The following is a 16981-nucleotide window of genomic DNA, read 5'->3' as shown; positions in this document are numbered from 1 at the left end:
AGGTGCCGCAGCGAAGCGGAGGCCTCGAAGGAGGCCTCCGGGACCCGGAGCGGTTTCTGGAAGCCTCCTTCGAGGCCGCTTCGCGGTACCTCAGGATGAGGTCGGCGGTGGGACGTCTCACATTCCCCTTTCCCGCCGGAGCCGCACCATGTCCCAAGCCGAAGACGATGCGGCCCTCCTCGAATCCGGCCGGCTGCTGTTCGCGGGCGTCGCGGACTTCCTGTCCTCCGCGCCCACCGTTGCCGCCCTGCCGCCGATGAAGGGCGTCGAGATCGCCTTCGCCGGCCGCTCCAATGTCGGCAAGTCGAGCCTCGTCAACGCGCTCACCGGCCGCAACACCCTGGCACGGACCTCCCACACGCCGGGGCGGACGCAGCAGCTCAACTTCTTCGATATCGGCGGCCGCCTGACCCTGGTGGACATGCCCGGCTACGGCTATGCGGCGGTGGAGAAGACCAAGGTCGAGGCCTGGACCGACCTAATCCACGATTACCTGAAGGGCCGCGCCAACCTCGCCCGCGTCTTCATGCTGATCGATTCGCGACACGGCCTGAAGGGCATCGACACCGACGTGCTCGACGGGCTCGATAAGGCCGCGGTGAGCTACCAGATCGTGCTGACCAAGGGGGACGCCCTCAAGAAGGCAGAGATCGAGGCGCGCATCGCCGGCATCCGCGCGGCCATCGCCAAGCGCCCGGCGGCCTATCCCGAAATCCTGCTCACCTCCAGCCGCGACGATCGCGGCGTGCCGGAACTGCGCGCCAGCATCGCGCGGCTCCTGTCCGAGCGCGGCGCATGAGCCTCGGCCTGCCCGATCGTATCCTGTTGGCCCTCGGCGCCCTCGCCGGGCTCCTCGGCGTCGCCGCGAGTGCGGCGGCCGCCCATATCCAGGGCGCCGACAGCCTCAAGACCGCCGCCCAGTTCCTGCTGTTCCACGCGCCCGCCGTCATCGGCCTCGTGGCCCTCACCGGCACGGGCGCCACGCACCGCCTGCTCACCCGCGTCGCCGCCTCCGCGCTCGTCCTCGGCCTCGCGCTGTTCTCGGGCGACCTGTCCTTGCGCGCGCTGCACGGAATCCCGCTGTTTCCCATGGCGGCGCCCACGGGGGGATTCCTGCTGATGGGGGGATGGCTGCTCACGGCCGTGGCGGCGCTGATTCCCGTCCGGCGATGAATCTCGTCTTCAACGAGCAGATAAAACTTCTCGCGACCGCCCTGAACACGGCTGCGACGTCGTGCTTCACGGTCGGCATCGCGACCCCGGTGGCCGGCTACATCTATAACATCGGAAGTCTGCAGACGACGTTGAGCCCATGGTCGCTCGGCCTCGGTGTCACCGGTTGGCTTCTGGCGGCCATCATCCTACATTTCCTGGCAAGGCGCGCCTTGAAGGGGCTCAAGCCATGAATGAATTCGCATTTCTTGCCTTTGTCGTCACACCTGCCGTCGTCGTGCTGCTCGGCTACGTCGCCGTGCGGCTCCAAGAGGCGGCGGGACGGCGATACGACGCCGCTGCCATGGAACGAAGCAGGGCCTCCGCCAACGCGCCGCGCCCTTAGGACCGACGCGCCCGGACGCTACTTGATCAGCGGCGGCAGAGGCGGCGAGGTGCCGGGCGGAAGCGCTGTCTGGGCCATGTTCATGCTCATGGCCAGCAGCGTGTAGTAGCCGTTGATGCCCGCCATCTCGATGGCGCCCTGCTCGCCGAACGTCTCGACCACGCGCGTGTAGGTGGTGTCGCTCACTGCCTTGTTGCGGTGCAGTTCGGTGGAGAGGGCGTAGACGAGAGTCTCCTCCTCACCCATCGCATCCGGGCGGCGGCCCTCCCGAATGGCTTCGACGATGGCCGGATCGAGCCCGGCCTTCAGCGCGATCGGCTGGTGGATGTGCCATTCGAGCTGCTGGGTCCATTCCCGCGCGGTCAGCAGGATGATGAACTCGCTGAGACGCAGGGGAAGCACGCTGTGATAGCGCAGGTGCAGGCCCATATTGCTCGCGTTTGTCATGAGTTCTGGACTGCGCAGCAGGGGCACGAAGGGACCGAAGACCGGCACCTTGCGGGCTGCCAGGAAATCCTCGGACGCCTTCTTCTGAGCCTCGGTCTGCCGGTCGGCCGGAATCTCCGGCATCCGGTCCTCCGCGAGGGCCGGCGCGATCACCGCGAAGGTCATGGCGGCTCCCAGGACGAGACGTGTCAGCATGACGAACTTCCCGGCAGTGGACCGATGCCGATCAGCACGCATCCTACGGCATCACCGGCGGGTGATAGGTCAGGGTGAAGGCGAGCGCCCAGAGCAGGAACAGCACCACCGGCAGGTGGATGATGAGCTGCAGGAAGCTGAAGCCGACGATGTCGCGGGCCTTGAGGCCGAGGATACCGAGAAGCGGCAGCATCCAGAACGGATTGATCAGGTTCGGCAGCGCCTCGGCCGCGTTGTAGATCATCACCGCCCAGCCGAGATGGACCTGCAGCTCGTTGGCCGCCTGCATCACGTAGGGCGCTTCCAGCAGCCACTTGCCGCCGCCCGAGGGCACGAAGAACCCGAGCACCGCCGAATAGACGCCCATGGAGATCGGGAAGCTGCCGGTGGTGTTCAGCGCCACGAAGGCGTGGGTGATGACGTCGGAGACCGAGGTTCCGCCGGAATTCTTCGCGCTCGTCAGCATCGCGCTGATCGCGGCGTAGAGCGGGAACTGGATCAGCACGCCGGCGGTGGCCGGCACCGCCTTCGCCACGGAGGCGAGAAAGTTTCTGGGGCGCCAGTGCAGCAGCAGGCCGAGGGTGAGGAACAGCAGGTTGTAGGTGTTGAGGTTCGAGATCGCGGTGATCCAGGATTGGCGCGCGAATTCCTGGTAGAGCCAGCCGGCGGCGATGACGACGAGGAGCAGGGTCAGGATCGGCGAATGCTCCAGCCATTCCGAGGGCTGCTTCGGACGGGACCGGTCCGGCGTATCACGGGACACGTCGAGGCCGAGATCGTCGGCCGTCACCGCCGAGGCGGGCTGGGGCGCCGAGACATAGGCGATGACGATCGAGATCACGAAGAGGATCAGCGCGATCAGCATCGACTGCCACAGGAAGATCGTCTCGCTGAACGGGATCACGCCGGTGATCGGCAACAGGCTCGGCGGCAGGCTCTTGGGGTTCGCCTGGAGCTGCGCGGCTGAGGAGCTGAGCCCCATGGCCCAGGTGGCGCCGAGGCCGAGATAGGCGGCGGCACCGGCGGCCCGATAATCCATCCGCAGTTCGGTGCGGCGCGCCAGGGCACGGGCGAGGAGGCCGCCGAAGATCAGGCTGAGGCCCCAGCTCAGGAAGGACGACAGCATCGTCGCCGCCGCCACGAACCCGACCGCGCCGCGGCCGGTCTTGGGCACGAGGGCGAGCCGGTCGATCAGCCGCTGCACCGGGGGCGCCGTCGCCACCACGTAGCCGCCGATGGTGACGAAGGCCATCTGCATGGTGAAGGGGATCAGGCTCCAGAAGCCGTCGCCGAAGCTCTTGGCCACCGTCAAGGCCGGGGCACCGTTGGCCAGCGCGCCCAGCGCCACGATGACGACGGCGATGGCCACGAAGATGAACGCGTCGGGAAACCAGCGCTCCGCCCAGACGGTGAAGCGGATGCCGAGCCGCGAGAGAGCGCCGTCGGCGGCTCCGTCGCCGCCGGGGCGGCGGGGTTCTGGCTTGGGTGTCGACATTGGGGATCCCGCCGCTGTCCGGCGTGGTCCACCAAGCCGGCGCAGCGCATGTTGCCCAAACGCGGCCCGTGCTCAAGCCCGGCCTTTTCGCTTGTCACCAGACAAAGCCGAGTGCCGGGAATCTCCTTCAATGTTCCTTCAACAATGCAGGTCACTCTGCCGGTTACGATCCCAGGAAAGGACTGCCTTTGACCCGGCCGGCGAGCAAACCCACCCTGGATTCCATCCTCGAAAACCGCCGCCACATGGGTATCACGGCGCGAGACCTCACCGACGGGCGGGATGCCGGGCGTGCGGATGACGGCGTGCAGGGGTTCGGCTCCCAGGCGGCATGGCTGCTCGGCATCCTGGCCGGCATCGTGATGATCCTCGGGACCGTCCTGGCCGTGTTGGCGCTGCCGCCGGTCCTCGATTGCCGGAACCGGTCGGAGCAGGGGTTCTTCGTGGGCCAGACCTACGGGAAATGCGTATCGACTGAACTTTCGGCACGGTGGAACCGGCTCGAGGAGCGGGTGAAGATGATGGTGCGCCGTTCCGGCCAGTGAGACGTCGCCCGGCGCCGGCTCCCGGCAGGTTTCATCCCGCCGGGAGCCGTGAGGCGGCCGTGCCTCAGTTGAGGGTGGCGCTCGCCGGTCGCCGCTCCGGCAGGGCGGGATCGTCGCCGATCGTCAGTCCCGCCGGGCCGAGCCGGACGGTCACGGCCTCGCCGTCATGGATGCGGCCCGCGAGCAGCTGCTCGGCCAGCCGGTCCTGCACCGCCTTCTGGATCACGCGCTTGAGGGGACGCGCGCCGTAGGCCGGGTCGTAGCCCTTGTCGGCGAGCCAGTCGCGGGCGTCGGGCTCCACGTCGAGGGCGATCTTGCGCTCGTCGAGGAGGGTCTGGAGCCGCCCGAGCTGGATGTCGACGATCGCTCCCATCTCCGACCGCCGGAGGCGGTGGAACAGGATGATCTCGTCGATCCGGTTGAGGAATTCCGGCCGGAAATGGTGGCGCACCACGCCCATCACCTCGTCGCGGACCTCGTCCGTATCCTGGCCTTCCGTCTGCGCCACCAGATATTCCGACCCGAGATTCGAGGTCATGATCAGGAGCGTGTTGCGGAAATCCACCGTCCGCCCCTGCCCGTCCGTGAGCCGCCCGTCGTCGAGGACCTGCAGCAGGACGTTGAAGACGTCCGGATGCGCCTTCTCGATCTCGTCGAACAGCACGACCTGATAGGGCCGGCGCCGCACGGCCTCAGTGAGGGCACCGCCCTCCTCGTAGCCGACATAGCCGGGAGGCGCGCCGATGAGCCGGGCGACCGAGTGCTTCTCCATGTATTCCGACATGTCGATGCGCACGAGCGCCGTGTCGTCGTCGAACAGGAACCCGGCCAGGGCCTTGGTCAGCTCGGTCTTGCCGACGCCGGTCGGGCCGAGGAACATGAACGAGCCGATAGGCCGGTTCGGGTCCTGCAATCCGGCGCGCGCACGGCGCACGGCGGTGGCCACGGCCTCCACGGCCTCCTTCTGGCCGATGACCCGCCTGCCGAGCTCGGCCTCCATGCCGAGGAGCTTCTCGCGCTCGCCCTCCAGCATCTTGTCCACGGGCACGCCGGTCCAGCGCGAGACGACGCCCGCGATATGGGCGGGCGTCACCGCCTCCTCGACCATGCCGTCGCGGGCCACGGCGGATTCCGCTGCCGCCTCGATCTCGGCGAGACGCTTCTCCAGGCCGGGGATCACGCCGTAGGCGAGTTCGCCGGCGCGCTGATACTGGCCCTGGCGCTGAGCGTTGGCGAGTTCGGTCCGGGCCTCGTCGAGCTTCTTCTTGAGGTCGGCGGCGGCGCCGAGCTTGTCCTTCTCGGCCTTCCAGCGGCTGGTGATGGTGGCGGATTGCTCCTCGAGATCGGCCAGTTCCCGCTGCAGCCGGACCAGGCGGTCGCGGGAGGCGGAATCGGTCTCCTTCTTCAGGGCCTCGCCCTCGATCTTGAGGCGCACCACCTCGCGGTCGATGTTGTCGAGTTCTTCCGGCTTCGAATCCACCTGCATGCGCAGGCGCGAGCCCGCCTCGTCCATCAGGTCGATGGCCTTGTCCGGCAGGAAGCGGTCGGTGATGTAGCGGTTCGACAGGGTCGCCGCCGCCACCAGGGCCGCGTCCTGGATGCGCACGCCGTGATGCTGCTCGTACTTCTCCTTGATGCCGCGCAGGATCGAGACCGTGTCCTCGACGGTGGGCTCGGACACGAAGACGGGCTGGAAGCGGCGGGCGAGGGCCGCGTCCTTCTCCACGTGCTTGCGGTACTCGTCCAGCGTGGTGGCGCCGACGCAGTGCAGCTCCCCGCGCGCCAGGGCCGGCTTGAGCAGGTTCGAGGCGTCCATCGCCCCGTCGGCCTTTCCGGCACCGACGAGGGTGTGCATCTCGTCGATGAACAGGATGATGCCGCCGGCCGCGGCCGTGACCTCGGAGAGCACGCCCTTCAGCCGCTCCTCAAACTCGCCGCGATACTTCGCGCCGGCGATCAGGGAGCCCATGTCGAGGGCGAGCAGACTCTTGTCCTTCAGGCTCTCGGGCACGTCGCCATCGACGATGCGCAGGGCGAGCCCCTCGATGATCGCGGTCTTGCCGACGCCCGGCTCGCCGATGAGGACGGGGTTGTTCTTGGTGCGCCGGGACAAGACCTGGATGGTGCGGCGGATCTCCTCGTCGCGGCCGATCACCGGGTCGAGCTTGCCCTCGCGGGCGGCCTCGGTGAGGTCGCGGGCGTATTTCTTCAGGGCGTCGTAGGCGTTCTCGGCCGTGGCGTTGTCGGCGGTGCGGCCCTTGCGCAGCGCGTTGATGGCCGCGTTCAGGGACGCCGCGGTGACGCCGGCCGCCGTGAGGGCGCGGCCGGCCTCGGTGTCCTTCTCCACGGCGAGGGCCAGAAGCAGCCGCTCCACGGTGACGTAGGAATCGCCGGCCTTCTGGGCGGCCTTCTCGGCGGTGTCGAACAGGCGCACGAGTTCGCGCGTCGCCTGCGGCTGGGCGGCATTGCCGGACACCTTGGGCTGCTTGGCGAGCCATTGCTCGGTCTGGGCGAGCGCCACGCGCGACTGTCCGCCGGCGCGGTCGATGAGACCGGCGCAGAGGCCCTCGGGATCGTCGAGCAGCACCTTGAGCAGATGGCCCGGCTGCAATTGCGGATGGCCCTCGCGAAGGGCCAGATTCTGCGCGGCCTGGACGAAGCCGCGGGCGCGCTCGGTATAGATCTCGAAATTCATCGTCTTCCTCTCCCCCGTGCCGACGATCCACCGCCCGCCAAGCGGCGCGGCCCCGTCGAGACGTCGCTCCCCGGCCGGCTGGCCCGGAGAACATCGGCGCCGCCACGGCCACCGATCCTCACGATGTAGTGTTGCAAATGAGCACCACAAGACCCGCTCACGGACTTGCGTGCCGGTGCGACTTCGGGCGAGGCTGACGCCATGACCTCCGCCATGAATGCCGCCGCGACCGGTGCCCCGGACCTGCGCCTCGAAGCGCTGCATCGCTATCCGGTGAAGGGGCTCTCGCCCGAGCGCCTCGACGGAGCCATGCTCGAGGCCGGAGGCTATTTTCCGGGCGACCGGCTGTTCGCCATCGAGAACGGGCCGTCCGGGTTCGATCCGGCCGCGCCGACGCACCAGCCGAAGATCAAGTTCCTGATGCTGATGCGCCACGAGGCCCTGGCCCGCCTCGACACCCGCTACGATCCCGAGACCTCGGTGCTGACGATCCGCCGGGACGGGAGCGTCGCCGTCGAGGCCGACCTGTCGGCCGCGCCGGGGCGGGAGGCGGTGGAGGCGTTCTTCCGCACGGACTTCGCGGATGCCCTGCGCGGGCCGCCGAAGCTGCTCGCCGCGCCGGAGGGTTTCCGCTTCACCGATTCGGCCCGCGGATTCGTCTCGCTCCTCAACCTCGCCAGCGTCGCCGCCACGGAGGACATGGTGGGAGCGCCGGTCGATCCGCTACGCTTTCGCGCGAACCTTCACCTCGGCGGGCTCGCTGCCTTCGCCGAGTTCGATCTCGTCGGGCGCGTGCTCGCCGCGACGGGCGGCGTGCGCCTGCGGGTGACCAAGCGGACGGAGCGCTGCGCGGCGACGAATGTCGATCCGGCGACCGGAACCCGTGACCTCGCGATCCCGCGGACACTCTCCGCGCAGCTCGGCCATTCCGATTGCGGCGTCTACGCGGAGGTGCTGAGCGGAGGCAGGCTCGAACAGGGCGAGACGTTCCGGATCGAGACGTAGAGTCTCGATCGGCAAAGTCCCGGGCCGTGATGCGCGCCTGCCTGTCGCCGGGCGGGGCCGGTCAGATCGCGTGCCGGGGGACGAGCACGATGGCGGCGGCGTAGCCGGCCCGGCGCAGGCCGCGGAAATCGGCATGTCGCCGCTCGCAGGTCACCTTGACGTAGGGCCTCTCGCCGGCCTCGCCCCAGTTGGAGGACGCCATGGTGGAGGCGGCCATGGTCTGGCCGTGGATCATGCACTCCATCGGCGTGTGAGCCGGAGACACGATGACGTCGAGTGCGGTGGTGCGGGAGCAATCCTTCGCCGCGAGGACGGAGGAGCAGATGAGAGCGACGGTCAACAGTTCGGACATGACGGACCCCTTTTTCGATCGTGGCGAATAAGGTCCGCGGTGTTGCTCAGGCGTCGAGCGGCCGCGTGATTGTTGCCTGGGCGTTCCCCGTTCTGTCTCGTTGGACTTGGCCTAGCATGACGTATGCCAGGCTCGTTTCTTGATGAGGCAAAGCTAATGGCGAGGCGACGACCTCATGCGCGGAGCGACGGTCTCCTGATCCGCGAATGGCCGGTGTCGTGCGTGTCCCCGGTGCGAGCCGTGAGCCAGACCGGCTCGGGCTCGGCGCGAGGCATGATGCTGGCGACGGCATCGAGATCGACGACGTAGCTCTCCGTCAGCTTGCGCCAGACCTCCGCCGGAGAGGCGGCCTCCTGGCCGATTCGCCCGAGGGCGGCAGCGAGGACCTGCAGACCGGTGAGAGTCGGACGGGCGACGAGAGGGTCCGCGTTGAGCATCGGGGACGAGTTCCTGTGCGAATGATCACAGGATCACCGGTCATCGTTAACAAACGCTTATCGCGCCGGCCCATGTCGCGCCGGCCGATGCGTTCATGAGCCGGCTCACCCTTGAACCGCCTCGATTTTTCCCGGTTCGACGGCTCTCGGCGCTTCGCGATGCGACATGGCTGCGCTAGAAGCGCGTCGTCGCGCATCCCGATCCGGCGCCGCAGCGAGGACATGGCCTCACGATGAAAGAATCCTTGTCGAAAGATGCCCTGCCGAACGTGCACGTGCGCGCGGAGGTCCTCGTCCAGGCGCTGCCGCACATGCAGCGCTACGACCAGGAAATCGTCGTCATCAAGTATGGCGGCCATGCCATGGGTGACCGGGCGGCGGCGGAAGACTTCGCCGAGGACATCGTGCTCCTCGAACAATCCGGCCTGAAGCCCATCGTCGTCCATGGCGGCGGCCCGCAGATCGGGCGCATGCTCGGCCGGCTCGGCATCGAATCCGAATTCCGCGGCGGCCTGCGCGTCACCGACGAGGCCACCGTCGAGGTGGTCGAGATGGTGCTCGCCGGCTCGATCAACAAGCAGATCGTCGGCTGGATCTCGGCCGAGGGCGGCCGTGCGATCGGCCTTTGCGGCAAGGACGGCAACATGGTCCGCGCCCGCAAGGCGACGCGGACCGTGCTCGACCCGGAGAGCCAGACCGAGCAGGAGATCGATCTCGGCCTCGTGGGCGAGCCCGAACACGTGGAACGCGGCGTCCTCGACGCGGTGCTGAAGGCCGAATTGATCCCGGTCCTCGCCCCCGTCGCCTTCGGCACCGACGGGCAGACCTACAACGTCAATGCCGACACGTTCGCGGGCGCCATCGCCGGGGCGCTGCGGGCCAAGCGCCTGCTGCTCCTCACCGACGTGCCGGGCGTGCTCGACAAGGACAAGAAGCTGATCACCGACCTGACCCTGGAGGATTGCCGGCGGCTCATCGCCGACGGCACCATCACGGGCGGGATGATCCCGAAGATCGAGACCTGCATCTACGCGCTGGAACAGGGCGTCGAGGCGGTGGTCATCCTGGACGGCAAAGTCAGCCACGCCGTGCTGCTCGAACTCTTCACCGATCACGGCGCGGGCACGCTGATCCGCCGCACCTGACGGATACGGGCCCGGAAAGCGGTATCGGCTTTCCGGGCTCATCCTCTTTTTGTGCTGATCCTCTTTTTGGGCTCATGCCTCGCGGCCGGCGGATATGCGCCGGCCGGACTCACGCTCCGTCGGCTCCGCCGGGCTCCTGCATCCCGGCCTTGGCCCAGAACTTGGCCGACGCCTTGCGATAGGCCTTGCGCAGGGCCGGGCCCTCGGGACCGGCCGGCCCGATATCGTCCCAGATCTGCTTGCAGAGACGGGCCTGCTCGGTGAAGCGGCTCGGATTCTCCGTCCTGGCGGCGGCCTCCAGCGCGCCCACGATCCTGCGCATGCGGTCGACATTGTCCGCGAAGGCCGCATCATCCCCGGCGCCCTGCTCAGCGGAGGCCGCCCCCTCCTCCGCATCCGTCTCGCCGGGCCGGTTGGCCTCCTGCAACAGCCGGAAAGCGGCGCGGCCACGCACGATCAGCGCCTTGGCATCGCGCCGCCCCTGGGATGCCGGCCGCAACTCGGCATAGAGACGCTTCGCAACATCGACGGTCTTGCGAGAGGGCGGGTTGGTGGGGATCATGGCGGCTGCCCTCTCCAGGGCGACGACGATCGATTCCGCATCCGCCGATGGCTGCCCATCGGACTCGTCGCGTCTGGAGATCGCCATTGCCTTGTGGTCCGGCTCAACGCTCACGATGAAAACCTTTCGATCGGTGCGGGACGTGGCGGTGTCGGACGCCGCCCCGACGGTCCGTGACCGCACCTGTCTCTGAAACACCCGCCCGGACCCGTGGCGCCCAGGGAACGACATCACGGCGATCCGCCGCCGCACGCCCTCCTGCCCGGCGGCGCTTCGCCATGCGCCGCGTGGGCCATCCAGACCGGCCTCCGCAATGGGCGGTAGACCTATCGCCTCGGCCGCGGCAGCGTCAAGGCGACGCGCCGGCCGCGCTCGCAGGCAGCCGTCCGATGACGGGCAGATGGCGCGCCACGTCGATCAATGGCCGGTCCGGGTCCGCATCGTCGCCCGGTTCAGGCCAGACGCATCGTCACAACGCCGGCCACGATGACGATGACGGCCGCCGTTCGCGACGCGAGGAGGGGCTCCTTCAGGACGACGACCGAGATCAGCATCGCGAAGAGCACGCTGGTCTCCCGGGTCGCTGCCACCAACGGGATGGGCGCCACCGTCATCGCCCAGATCGCGATCCAGTAGGAGCCGAGCGCCAGGGCCCCGCCGCCGAGCCCGTGAAAGGCGAGGCCGCGGACGGCCTGCAACGCATCGCGCCCGCGCGTCCACAGCACGAAGAGCGGCAGCGGAATCGCATCGACCACGAAGAGCGCGGAGGCATAGGCATGGGGATCGCCCGCCGCGCGGGCACCGAGGCCGTCGACCAGCGTATAACCGGAGATCAGGGCTCCGGTGAGGAGCGCGAAGCCCAGGGCCTTGCGGCTCAGGTGACGGCCGCCGCCTTTCGCGAGCGCCATCAGGGCGACGCCGGCGCAGAGGATCGTGATGCCGAGGGCCGCGAGCGGCGCCACGGCCTCGTGCAGCAGGACCAGGGAGGCACAGGCGGTCAGCAGCGGGGCGCTGCCGCGGGCGATGGGATAGACCTGCCCCATATCCGCGTGCCGATAGGCCTCGGCCAGGGCGATGTAATAGCCGAGATGCAGCAGGATCGAGCCGGCGAGCCAGGGCCAGGATGCCGAGGCCGGCCATCCGAACCAGAGGGAGGCGGGAAGCGCGAACAACCCGGCCGCGGCCGAGATCAGCGCCATGGTGAGGATGGGTTCGAGGCGGAGCTTGGCGACCGCGTTCCAGCCCGCATGCATGAAGGCGGCGGCGAGGACGGCGGCGAAAACGGGCAGGCTCATGCCGGTCGCGGTCATGATCTCCGACATCCTGTGCGTGGTTGCTGCCCGGTCGGCATGGCTCGACCGGAGGCGCGACCGTTCCTAGCGCGGAGGCTCGACAAAAGAAATCATAAAACCACAAAAACTCACATCATCCGGCAACGGTCAGTTCGAGACCGCGCCCGATCAAGGCATTTCTCATTTGCTCCGGAGGCTCCGCGTCGACGATCAGCCCGGTGCCCGGTGGAATCGGCGCGAGGCGGATCGGGGTCAGGCGTCCGAACTTGGTCCTGTCGGCGACCACGAAGCCGCGTTCGGCCGATGCCAGCATGCGGATGCGCGTTTCGGTGGGGATCGGAGCGAAGTCGGTGATGTCGCCCGCCATCGAGAGGCCGCCGGCCCCGACGAAGGCGAGATCGGCGCGAAAGCGCGCGAGGGCGGCGATCGCCTCGGTGCCGAAGGCGGCCTCGTCGGAGCCTTCGATCTCGCCGCCGAGGAAATGGATGCGGAGACCGGGGATCCGGCAGAGCAGGAGGCCGACCGGCAGGCTATTGGTGCAGATGGTGAGGCCCTTCACCGCCGGGCGTTGGAGCAGCGGATCGAGACCCGCGAGGGCGGTGGCCACCGCCAGCGTGGTCGCACCGGAATCGAGCACCACCACCATCCCGTCCTCGACGAGGCGGGCCGCCGCCCGGCCAATCGCCGCCTTGCCCTCCGGGTTGTCGCGCTCGCGCAGGGCCAGGGCCGGCTCGTCGGCCCGGCGGGTGGCGCCGCCATGGACGATGGCGAGGCGACCACGCTCGGCCAGGGCCTTCAGGTCGCGCCGGATGGTCTCGCGCGAGACCCCGAACCGGACCGCCATCGCCTCGACGCTGACGCTGCCGTCGCGGCCGAGGCGGGCCAGAATCTCCTCGTGGCGACCGGCCGCGAGGGAGCGCGGCTCGGCCCTCGGGCGCTTGTCGCTCATCGGTCGCTCCCTGCACCCTCGGATTTGGCGCTGTCGGTGGCGAGGGCGAACACCGCCCGGATCAGGCGCAGATTCCGCCGCCTCGCCAGGCAGGCGATGGCGTGGCGGTTGGTGAGGTCCGCGCCGTCGATCCGGAGGGCGGCGATCCGTCCGTCGTCGCCGCATTCCAGCGAGGAGACGATGCCGATGCCGATACCGGCGGCGGCCGCCTCGATCACCGCCTCGCGGCTGTCGAGTTCCATCAGCACGGTCGGGGCCACCCTGCGGGCGCGGCAGGCCCGGTCGAAGGTCCGGCGCGTCACGGAATTCGGCTCGCGCAGCACCATGGCGGCGCCGTCGAGTCCGGCGAGGTCGAGGCTCGCGCGCTGCGCCAGGGGATGGGACCGGGCGAGCACCGCGCAGATGCGCGAGACGGCGATCTCTTCGAGATGGAGATCGGGATGCGCCTCCGCCTCGGTGAGGAAGGCGACGCTCGCCCGCTCCGCCAGCAGCGCTTCCCGGGTCTCGGCGGCGTTGCCGAGAATCAGCCCGACCACGATGCCGGGATGCCGCTCGCGCAGGCGCGCCAGCAGCGGCATCGCGATATGGGGCGAATCCACCGCGATCTCGATCCGCCCGGAGACGAGGTTGCGGTTGGCTTCGAGCAGGTCCTCCGCCTGCTCGACAAGCCCGAAGAGCGGGCCGGTGAGTTCGGCCAGGGCCTGCCCCTGCGGGGTCAGCTCGGCATTGCGGGCGGTGCGCCGGAACAGCACGAGGTCGTAGCGCTCCTCCAGGGCCTTGATGTGCCCGGTCACCGCGGGCTGGCTGATGCAGAGCCGCCGGGCCGCCCGGGTGAAGCTGCCTTCCCGCGAGACCGCGTCGAAGGCGCGAAGCTGGAACAGGTTCATGAGGACCCATCGGCAAGACTGATGACGCGCATTACGACAAACGATTTGATCTGATGGGTCGCCGGAAGGCAAGGTCCGGCCATCGACCGGATCGAGTCGTCCCGATGCACGGCAATGCGGGACGGCTCGACGCAGATCGGGGATGACCACCATGAATGCCGCCGCTCCCATCCTGCTGACGCCCGGCCCGCTCACCACGTCCGAGCGCACCCGCGCGGCGATGATGACCGATTGGGGCTCCTGGGACGGCAGCTTCAACGCTCTGACGGCACGGGTCTGCGAGCGGCTGGTGGCCATCGCCAACGGCACCGGCAGCCATGTCTGCGTGCCGCTCCAGGGCAGCGGCACCTTCGCCGTCGAGGCGGCGATCGGCACCTTCGTGCCCCGCACCGGCAAGGTCCTGGTCCTCGTCAACGGCGCCTACGGCAAGCGCCTCGCCCGGATCTGCGAAGCGCTGGGGCGCGACCACAGCGTCTACGAGACCGCCGACGACGTGCCGACCACGCCCGAGGCCGTCGACGGGCTGCTCGCCGCGGACCCCGCCATCACCCATGTCGGCCTGATCCATTGCGAGACCAGCACCGGCATCCTCAATCCTCTGCCCGAGATCGCCGCCGTGGTCGCCCGCCATGGCCGCGGCCTGATCATCGACGCGATGTCCTCCTTCGGGGCGCTCCCGATCGACGCCGCCGCCGTGCCGTTCGAGGCGCTGATCGCGGCGTCGGGCAAATGCCTCGAAGGCGTGCCCGGCATGGGCTTCGTCATCGCCAGGGCCGAAGCGCTCGACAGGGCCGAGGGCAATTCGCCCTCCCTGGCGCTGAACCTCCACGACCAGCACGTCTACATGCAGCGCACCGGGCAGTGGCGCTTCACGCCGCCGACCCATGTGGTCGCGGCCCTGCACGAGGCCCTGCTGCAATATGACGAGGAGGGCGGCCTCCCCGCCCGCCACGCCAAATATGCCCGCAACTGCGAGGTGCTGATCCGCGGCATGGAACGGCTCGGCCTGAAGAGCTTCCTCGCCCCCGAGATCCAGGCGCCGATCATCGTCACCTTCCACGCGCCGTCCGACCCCAACTATCGCTTCGCCGATTTCTACGCCGCCGTGCGCGACCGTGGCTTCGTCCTCTATCCGGGCAAGCTCACGCAGTTGGAGACGTTTCGCGTCGGCTGCATCGGCCACGTGGAATCCGCCGACATGGAGCGTGCGGTCGAGGCCGTCGCCGAGGTGTTCGCCGAGCTGAACATCACGATCCTCTGATCGCACAGGTGAGAACAGTCATGTCCTATGCTCAGCCCAAGAAGCTTCAGGCCGCGATCCTCGACTGGGCCGGCACCGTCGTGGATTTCGGCTCCTTCGCGCCGACCCAGATCTTCGTCGAGGCCTTCGCCGAGTTCGGCGTCGCCGTCAGCCTCGCAGAAGCCCGCGGGCCCATGGGGATGGGCAAGTGGGACCATATCCGCACCCTGCTGAACCAGCCCGAGATCGCCGCGCGCTACGAAGCCGCCCGCGGGCGCGAGGCGTCCGACGCGGACGTCACCGCCATCTACGAGCGCTTCATGCCGCTGCAGATCGAGAAGATCGCCGAGCATTCCGCCGTGATCCCGGGGGCTCTGGACGCCATCGCCACCCTGCGGGGGATGGGCCTGAAGATCGGTTCCTGTTCCGGATACCCGGCCCGGGTCATGGAGCGCGTGGTGGCACTCGCCGCCACCAACCGCTACGTCGCCGACCATGTGGTCGCCACCGACGAGGTCCCGAACGGGCGCCCGCATCCGGCTCAGGCGCTGGCCAACGTGATCGCGCTCGGCATCGACGACGTCGCCGCCTGCGTGAAGGTCGACGACACGGTGCCGGGCATCCTCGAAGGCCGCAAGGCCGGCATGTGGACGGTGGCGCTCACCTGTTCCGGCAATGCGCTGGGGCTGAGCTACGACGCGTTCCGCGCGCTGCCGGCCGATCGCCTCGCCGCCGAGCGGACGCGGATCGCCGGGATGTTCGCCGACTCGAAGCCTCATTTCCTCATCGACACGATCGCCGACCTGCCCGGAATCGTGAACGACATCAACGGGCTGCTGGCGGCGGGGCGCATGCCGCAGGCCTGCTGAAGGCCGGCTTGCGGAAGAACCGCCGCGTCATCCTCGGGCGCCGTCTCGCGCGCCCGGAAGAAAGGTTTCGCCATCGCTCCGCGGCTATACGCCGGGGACGAATTTCGGCTGTCCGCAGTCTTCGCGGCTTATCCAACGTAATGGTTCGTAAATAGGCAGTACATGCAAAAATGCTGGACTTGATCGTAGAGAGTTTCGTCTTTCTACTGTCATGTATCGGATCGTAAAGACGTCGGAACGACAAGACCCCGGAGTATCGTCCATGAAAATCCTCGGCCTCCTCGCTCTGACCCTCGCAATGACGTCGTCCCTGACCGCTCCGACGGCCGTCTCGGCGGCCGAGCGCACCAAGCTCACCATCTACACGGCCCTGGAGAACGACCAGCTCGGGCCGTTCAAGGCCGGGATCGAGCGGGCGGTGCCCGAGGTCGAGGTGGTGTGGGTGCGCGATTCCACCGGGATCATCACCGCCCGCTTCCTCGCCGAGAAGGACAACCCGCGCGCCGACATGGTGATGGGGCTCGCCGCCTCCAGCCTGCTGATGTTCGAGAAGCAGGGGCTGCTCGCCACCTACGAGCCGAAGGGCGCGGATGCGCTGAAGCCGGCGTTCCGGGACGCCAAGGCGCCCTATACCTGGACCGGCACCGATGCCTCGATCGGCGTGGTCTGCTTCAACACGGCCGAGGCCGAGAAGGACAAGGCCAGGACGCCCGTGCGCTGGGCCGACCTCCTGGCACCGGAGCTGAAGGGCAAGGTCGTGATGCCCCATCCGGCCTCTTCGGGCACCGGCTACCTGCTGGTGGCGGGCTGGCTCCAGGGCATGGGCGAGGAGGCCGGCTGGGCCTTCATGGACAAGCTCCACGAGAACATCGCCGCCTACCTGCATTCCGGCTCGGCGCCCTGCGTCCAGGCGGCGCGCGGCGAGCGCACCGCCGGCCTCTCCCTCGACATGCGCGGCGCCTCCGAGAAGACCAAGGGCGCGCCCCTCGCGGTGATCGTGCCGGAGGACGGCACCGGCTGGGACGAGGAGGCCTACGCCATCGTCGCCACCACCAAGCAACTCGACCTCGCCCGCAAGGTCGCCGATTGGGGAGCCACCAGGGCGGCGAACGAGCTCTACGCCAAGAGCTACGCGGTGGTCGCCTATCCCGGCGTCGCCACCGTGCCGGCGAACTACCCGGCCAATGCCGAGGCCGCGATGATCAAGAACGACCTCGGCTGGATGGCCGACAACCGCGAGCGGGTCCTCGCCGAATGGTCGCGCCGCTACGAGGCCAAGGCCGCCAAGAAGTAATCGCCGGGAAAGAG

General features: G+C 68.8%; 19 protein-coding genes. 10 read left to right on the top strand and 9 right to left on the bottom strand.

What is annotated here, in order from left to right:
- Window positions 1–148: 148 nt before the first annotated feature.
- From yihA to ACFQ4G_RS00640, 4 genes are read left to right on the top strand one after another with little or no spacing between them, the layout of a single operon-like run.
- Window positions 149–799, top strand: a complete 651-nt coding sequence (gene yihA, locus ACFQ4G_RS00655; RefSeq protein WP_238207778.1) for a ribosome biogenesis GTP-binding protein YihA/YsxC — start codon at window positions 149–151, stop codon at window positions 797–799.
- Window positions 796–1173, top strand: a complete 378-nt coding sequence (locus tag ACFQ4G_RS00650; RefSeq protein ID WP_238207780.1) for a DUF423 domain-containing protein — start codon at window positions 796–798, stop codon at window positions 1171–1173. The genes yihA and ACFQ4G_RS00650 overlap by 4 nt, the downstream gene beginning before the upstream one ends.
- On the top strand, window positions 1170–1406 hold the full coding sequence (locus ACFQ4G_RS00645; RefSeq protein WP_238207782.1) for a hypothetical protein: 237 nt from the start codon (window positions 1170–1172) through the stop codon (window positions 1404–1406). Before ACFQ4G_RS00650 ends, ACFQ4G_RS00645 begins: the two co-directional genes overlap by 4 nt.
- Window positions 1403–1558 carry a hypothetical protein gene (locus tag ACFQ4G_RS00640; protein ID WP_379039479.1) on the top strand — a complete coding sequence of 52 codons (156 nt, stop codon included), beginning with the start codon at window positions 1403–1405 and terminating at the stop codon, window positions 1556–1558. The genes ACFQ4G_RS00645 and ACFQ4G_RS00640 overlap by 4 nt, the downstream gene beginning before the upstream one ends.
- A gap of 18 nt (window positions 1559–1576) precedes the next feature.
- On the opposite strand, the gene ACFQ4G_RS00635 is transcribed toward ACFQ4G_RS00640, so the two are convergent.
- Together ACFQ4G_RS00635 and ACFQ4G_RS00630 are read right to left on the bottom strand one after the other, a co-directional pair.
- Window positions 1577–2200, bottom strand: a complete 624-nt coding sequence (locus ACFQ4G_RS00635; protein ID WP_238207783.1) for a carboxymuconolactone decarboxylase family protein — start codon at window positions 2198–2200, stop codon at window positions 1577–1579.
- A 43-nt stretch (window positions 2201–2243) separates the two neighbouring features.
- The gene (locus tag ACFQ4G_RS00630) at window positions 2244–3695 is read right to left on the bottom strand and encodes a short-chain fatty acid transporter (RefSeq protein ID WP_238207784.1); all 1452 of its coding nucleotides are present in this window, start codon (window positions 3693–3695) and stop codon (window positions 2244–2246) included.
- A gap of 188 nt (window positions 3696–3883) precedes the next feature.
- On the opposite strand from ACFQ4G_RS00630, the gene ACFQ4G_RS00625 reads away from it, so the two are divergent.
- Window positions 3884–4240, top strand: coding sequence for a hypothetical protein (locus ACFQ4G_RS00625; protein WP_238207785.1), 357 nt, complete (start codon window positions 3884–3886; stop codon window positions 4238–4240).
- A 64-nt stretch (window positions 4241–4304) separates the two neighbouring features.
- On the opposite strand, the gene clpB is transcribed toward ACFQ4G_RS00625, so the two are convergent.
- Window positions 4305–6935: an ATP-dependent chaperone ClpB gene (gene clpB / locus ACFQ4G_RS00620; RefSeq protein ID WP_238207786.1), complete on the bottom strand. Its 2631-nt coding sequence runs from the start codon at window positions 6933–6935 to the stop codon at window positions 4305–4307.
- A 201-nt stretch (window positions 6936–7136) separates the two neighbouring features.
- Here clpB and ACFQ4G_RS00615 point away from each other — a divergent pair, with 201 nt between their 5' ends.
- Window positions 7137–7940: an MOSC domain-containing protein gene (locus ACFQ4G_RS00615; protein ID WP_238207787.1), complete on the top strand. Its 804-nt coding sequence runs from the start codon at window positions 7137–7139 to the stop codon at window positions 7938–7940.
- Window positions 7941–8001: 61 nt separating this feature from the next.
- On the opposite strand, the gene ACFQ4G_RS00610 is transcribed toward ACFQ4G_RS00615, so the two are convergent.
- Window positions 8002–8292, bottom strand: coding sequence for a hypothetical protein (locus ACFQ4G_RS00610; protein WP_238207788.1), 291 nt, complete (start codon window positions 8290–8292; stop codon window positions 8002–8004).
- A gap of 173 nt (window positions 8293–8465) precedes the next feature.
- A complete protein-coding gene (locus ACFQ4G_RS00605; RefSeq protein WP_238207789.1) occupies window positions 8466–8729 on the bottom strand; it encodes a hypothetical protein in 264 nt (87 codons plus the stop codon).
- A 233-nt stretch (window positions 8730–8962) separates the two neighbouring features.
- On the opposite strand from ACFQ4G_RS00605, the gene argB reads away from it, so the two are divergent.
- Entirely contained in the window at window positions 8963–9874 is a 912-nt protein-coding gene (gene argB, locus ACFQ4G_RS00600; RefSeq protein WP_238207791.1) for an acetylglutamate kinase, read from the top strand.
- Window positions 9875–9983: 109 nt separating this feature from the next.
- Here argB and ACFQ4G_RS00595 read toward each other — a convergent pair whose 3' ends face one another.
- The 4 genes from ACFQ4G_RS00595 to ACFQ4G_RS00580 form a co-directional block, all read right to left on the bottom strand.
- Window positions 9984–10523: a hypothetical protein gene (locus tag ACFQ4G_RS00595; protein WP_238207793.1), complete on the bottom strand. Its 540-nt coding sequence runs from the start codon at window positions 10521–10523 to the stop codon at window positions 9984–9986.
- A gap of 365 nt (window positions 10524–10888) precedes the next feature.
- Complete coding sequence (locus ACFQ4G_RS00590; RefSeq protein ID WP_238207795.1) at window positions 10889–11746, bottom strand: EamA family transporter; 858 nt, start codon at window positions 11744–11746, stop codon at window positions 10889–10891.
- 115 nt (window positions 11747–11861) lie between these two features.
- The gene (locus ACFQ4G_RS00585) at window positions 11862–12677 is read right to left on the bottom strand and encodes a DeoR/GlpR family DNA-binding transcription regulator (RefSeq protein ID WP_238207797.1); all 816 of its coding nucleotides are present in this window, start codon (window positions 12675–12677) and stop codon (window positions 11862–11864) included.
- The gene (locus tag ACFQ4G_RS00580; RefSeq protein WP_238207799.1) at window positions 12674–13564 is read right to left on the bottom strand and encodes a LysR substrate-binding domain-containing protein; all 891 of its coding nucleotides are present in this window, start codon (window positions 13562–13564) and stop codon (window positions 12674–12676) included. The genes ACFQ4G_RS00585 and ACFQ4G_RS00580 overlap by 4 nt, the downstream gene beginning before the upstream one ends.
- A gap of 151 nt (window positions 13565–13715) precedes the next feature.
- On the opposite strand from ACFQ4G_RS00580, the gene ACFQ4G_RS00575 reads away from it, so the two are divergent.
- From ACFQ4G_RS00575 to ACFQ4G_RS00565, 3 genes are all read left to right on the top strand, one after another.
- Window positions 13716–14825 carry a 2-aminoethylphosphonate--pyruvate transaminase gene (locus ACFQ4G_RS00575; protein ID WP_238207800.1) on the top strand — a complete coding sequence of 370 codons (1110 nt, stop codon included), beginning with the start codon at window positions 13716–13718 and terminating at the stop codon, window positions 14823–14825.
- A 20-nt stretch (window positions 14826–14845) separates the two neighbouring features.
- Complete coding sequence (gene phnX / locus ACFQ4G_RS00570) at window positions 14846–15673, top strand: phosphonoacetaldehyde hydrolase (RefSeq protein ID WP_238207802.1); 828 nt, start codon at window positions 14846–14848, stop codon at window positions 15671–15673.
- 262 nt (window positions 15674–15935) lie between these two features.
- On the top strand, window positions 15936–16967 hold the full coding sequence (locus tag ACFQ4G_RS00565) for a putative 2-aminoethylphosphonate ABC transporter substrate-binding protein (protein ID WP_238207804.1): 1032 nt from the start codon (window positions 15936–15938) through the stop codon (window positions 16965–16967).
- Window positions 16968–16981 lie beyond the last annotated feature (14 nt).

This window comes from Methylobacterium marchantiae (assembly GCF_042679825.1).
Lineage (GTDB): Bacteria > Pseudomonadota > Alphaproteobacteria > Rhizobiales > Beijerinckiaceae > Methylobacterium > Methylobacterium marchantiae.
The sequence above is the reverse complement of the archived record's forward strand: the minus strand, read 5'-3'. Positions and strand labels throughout refer to the sequence as shown.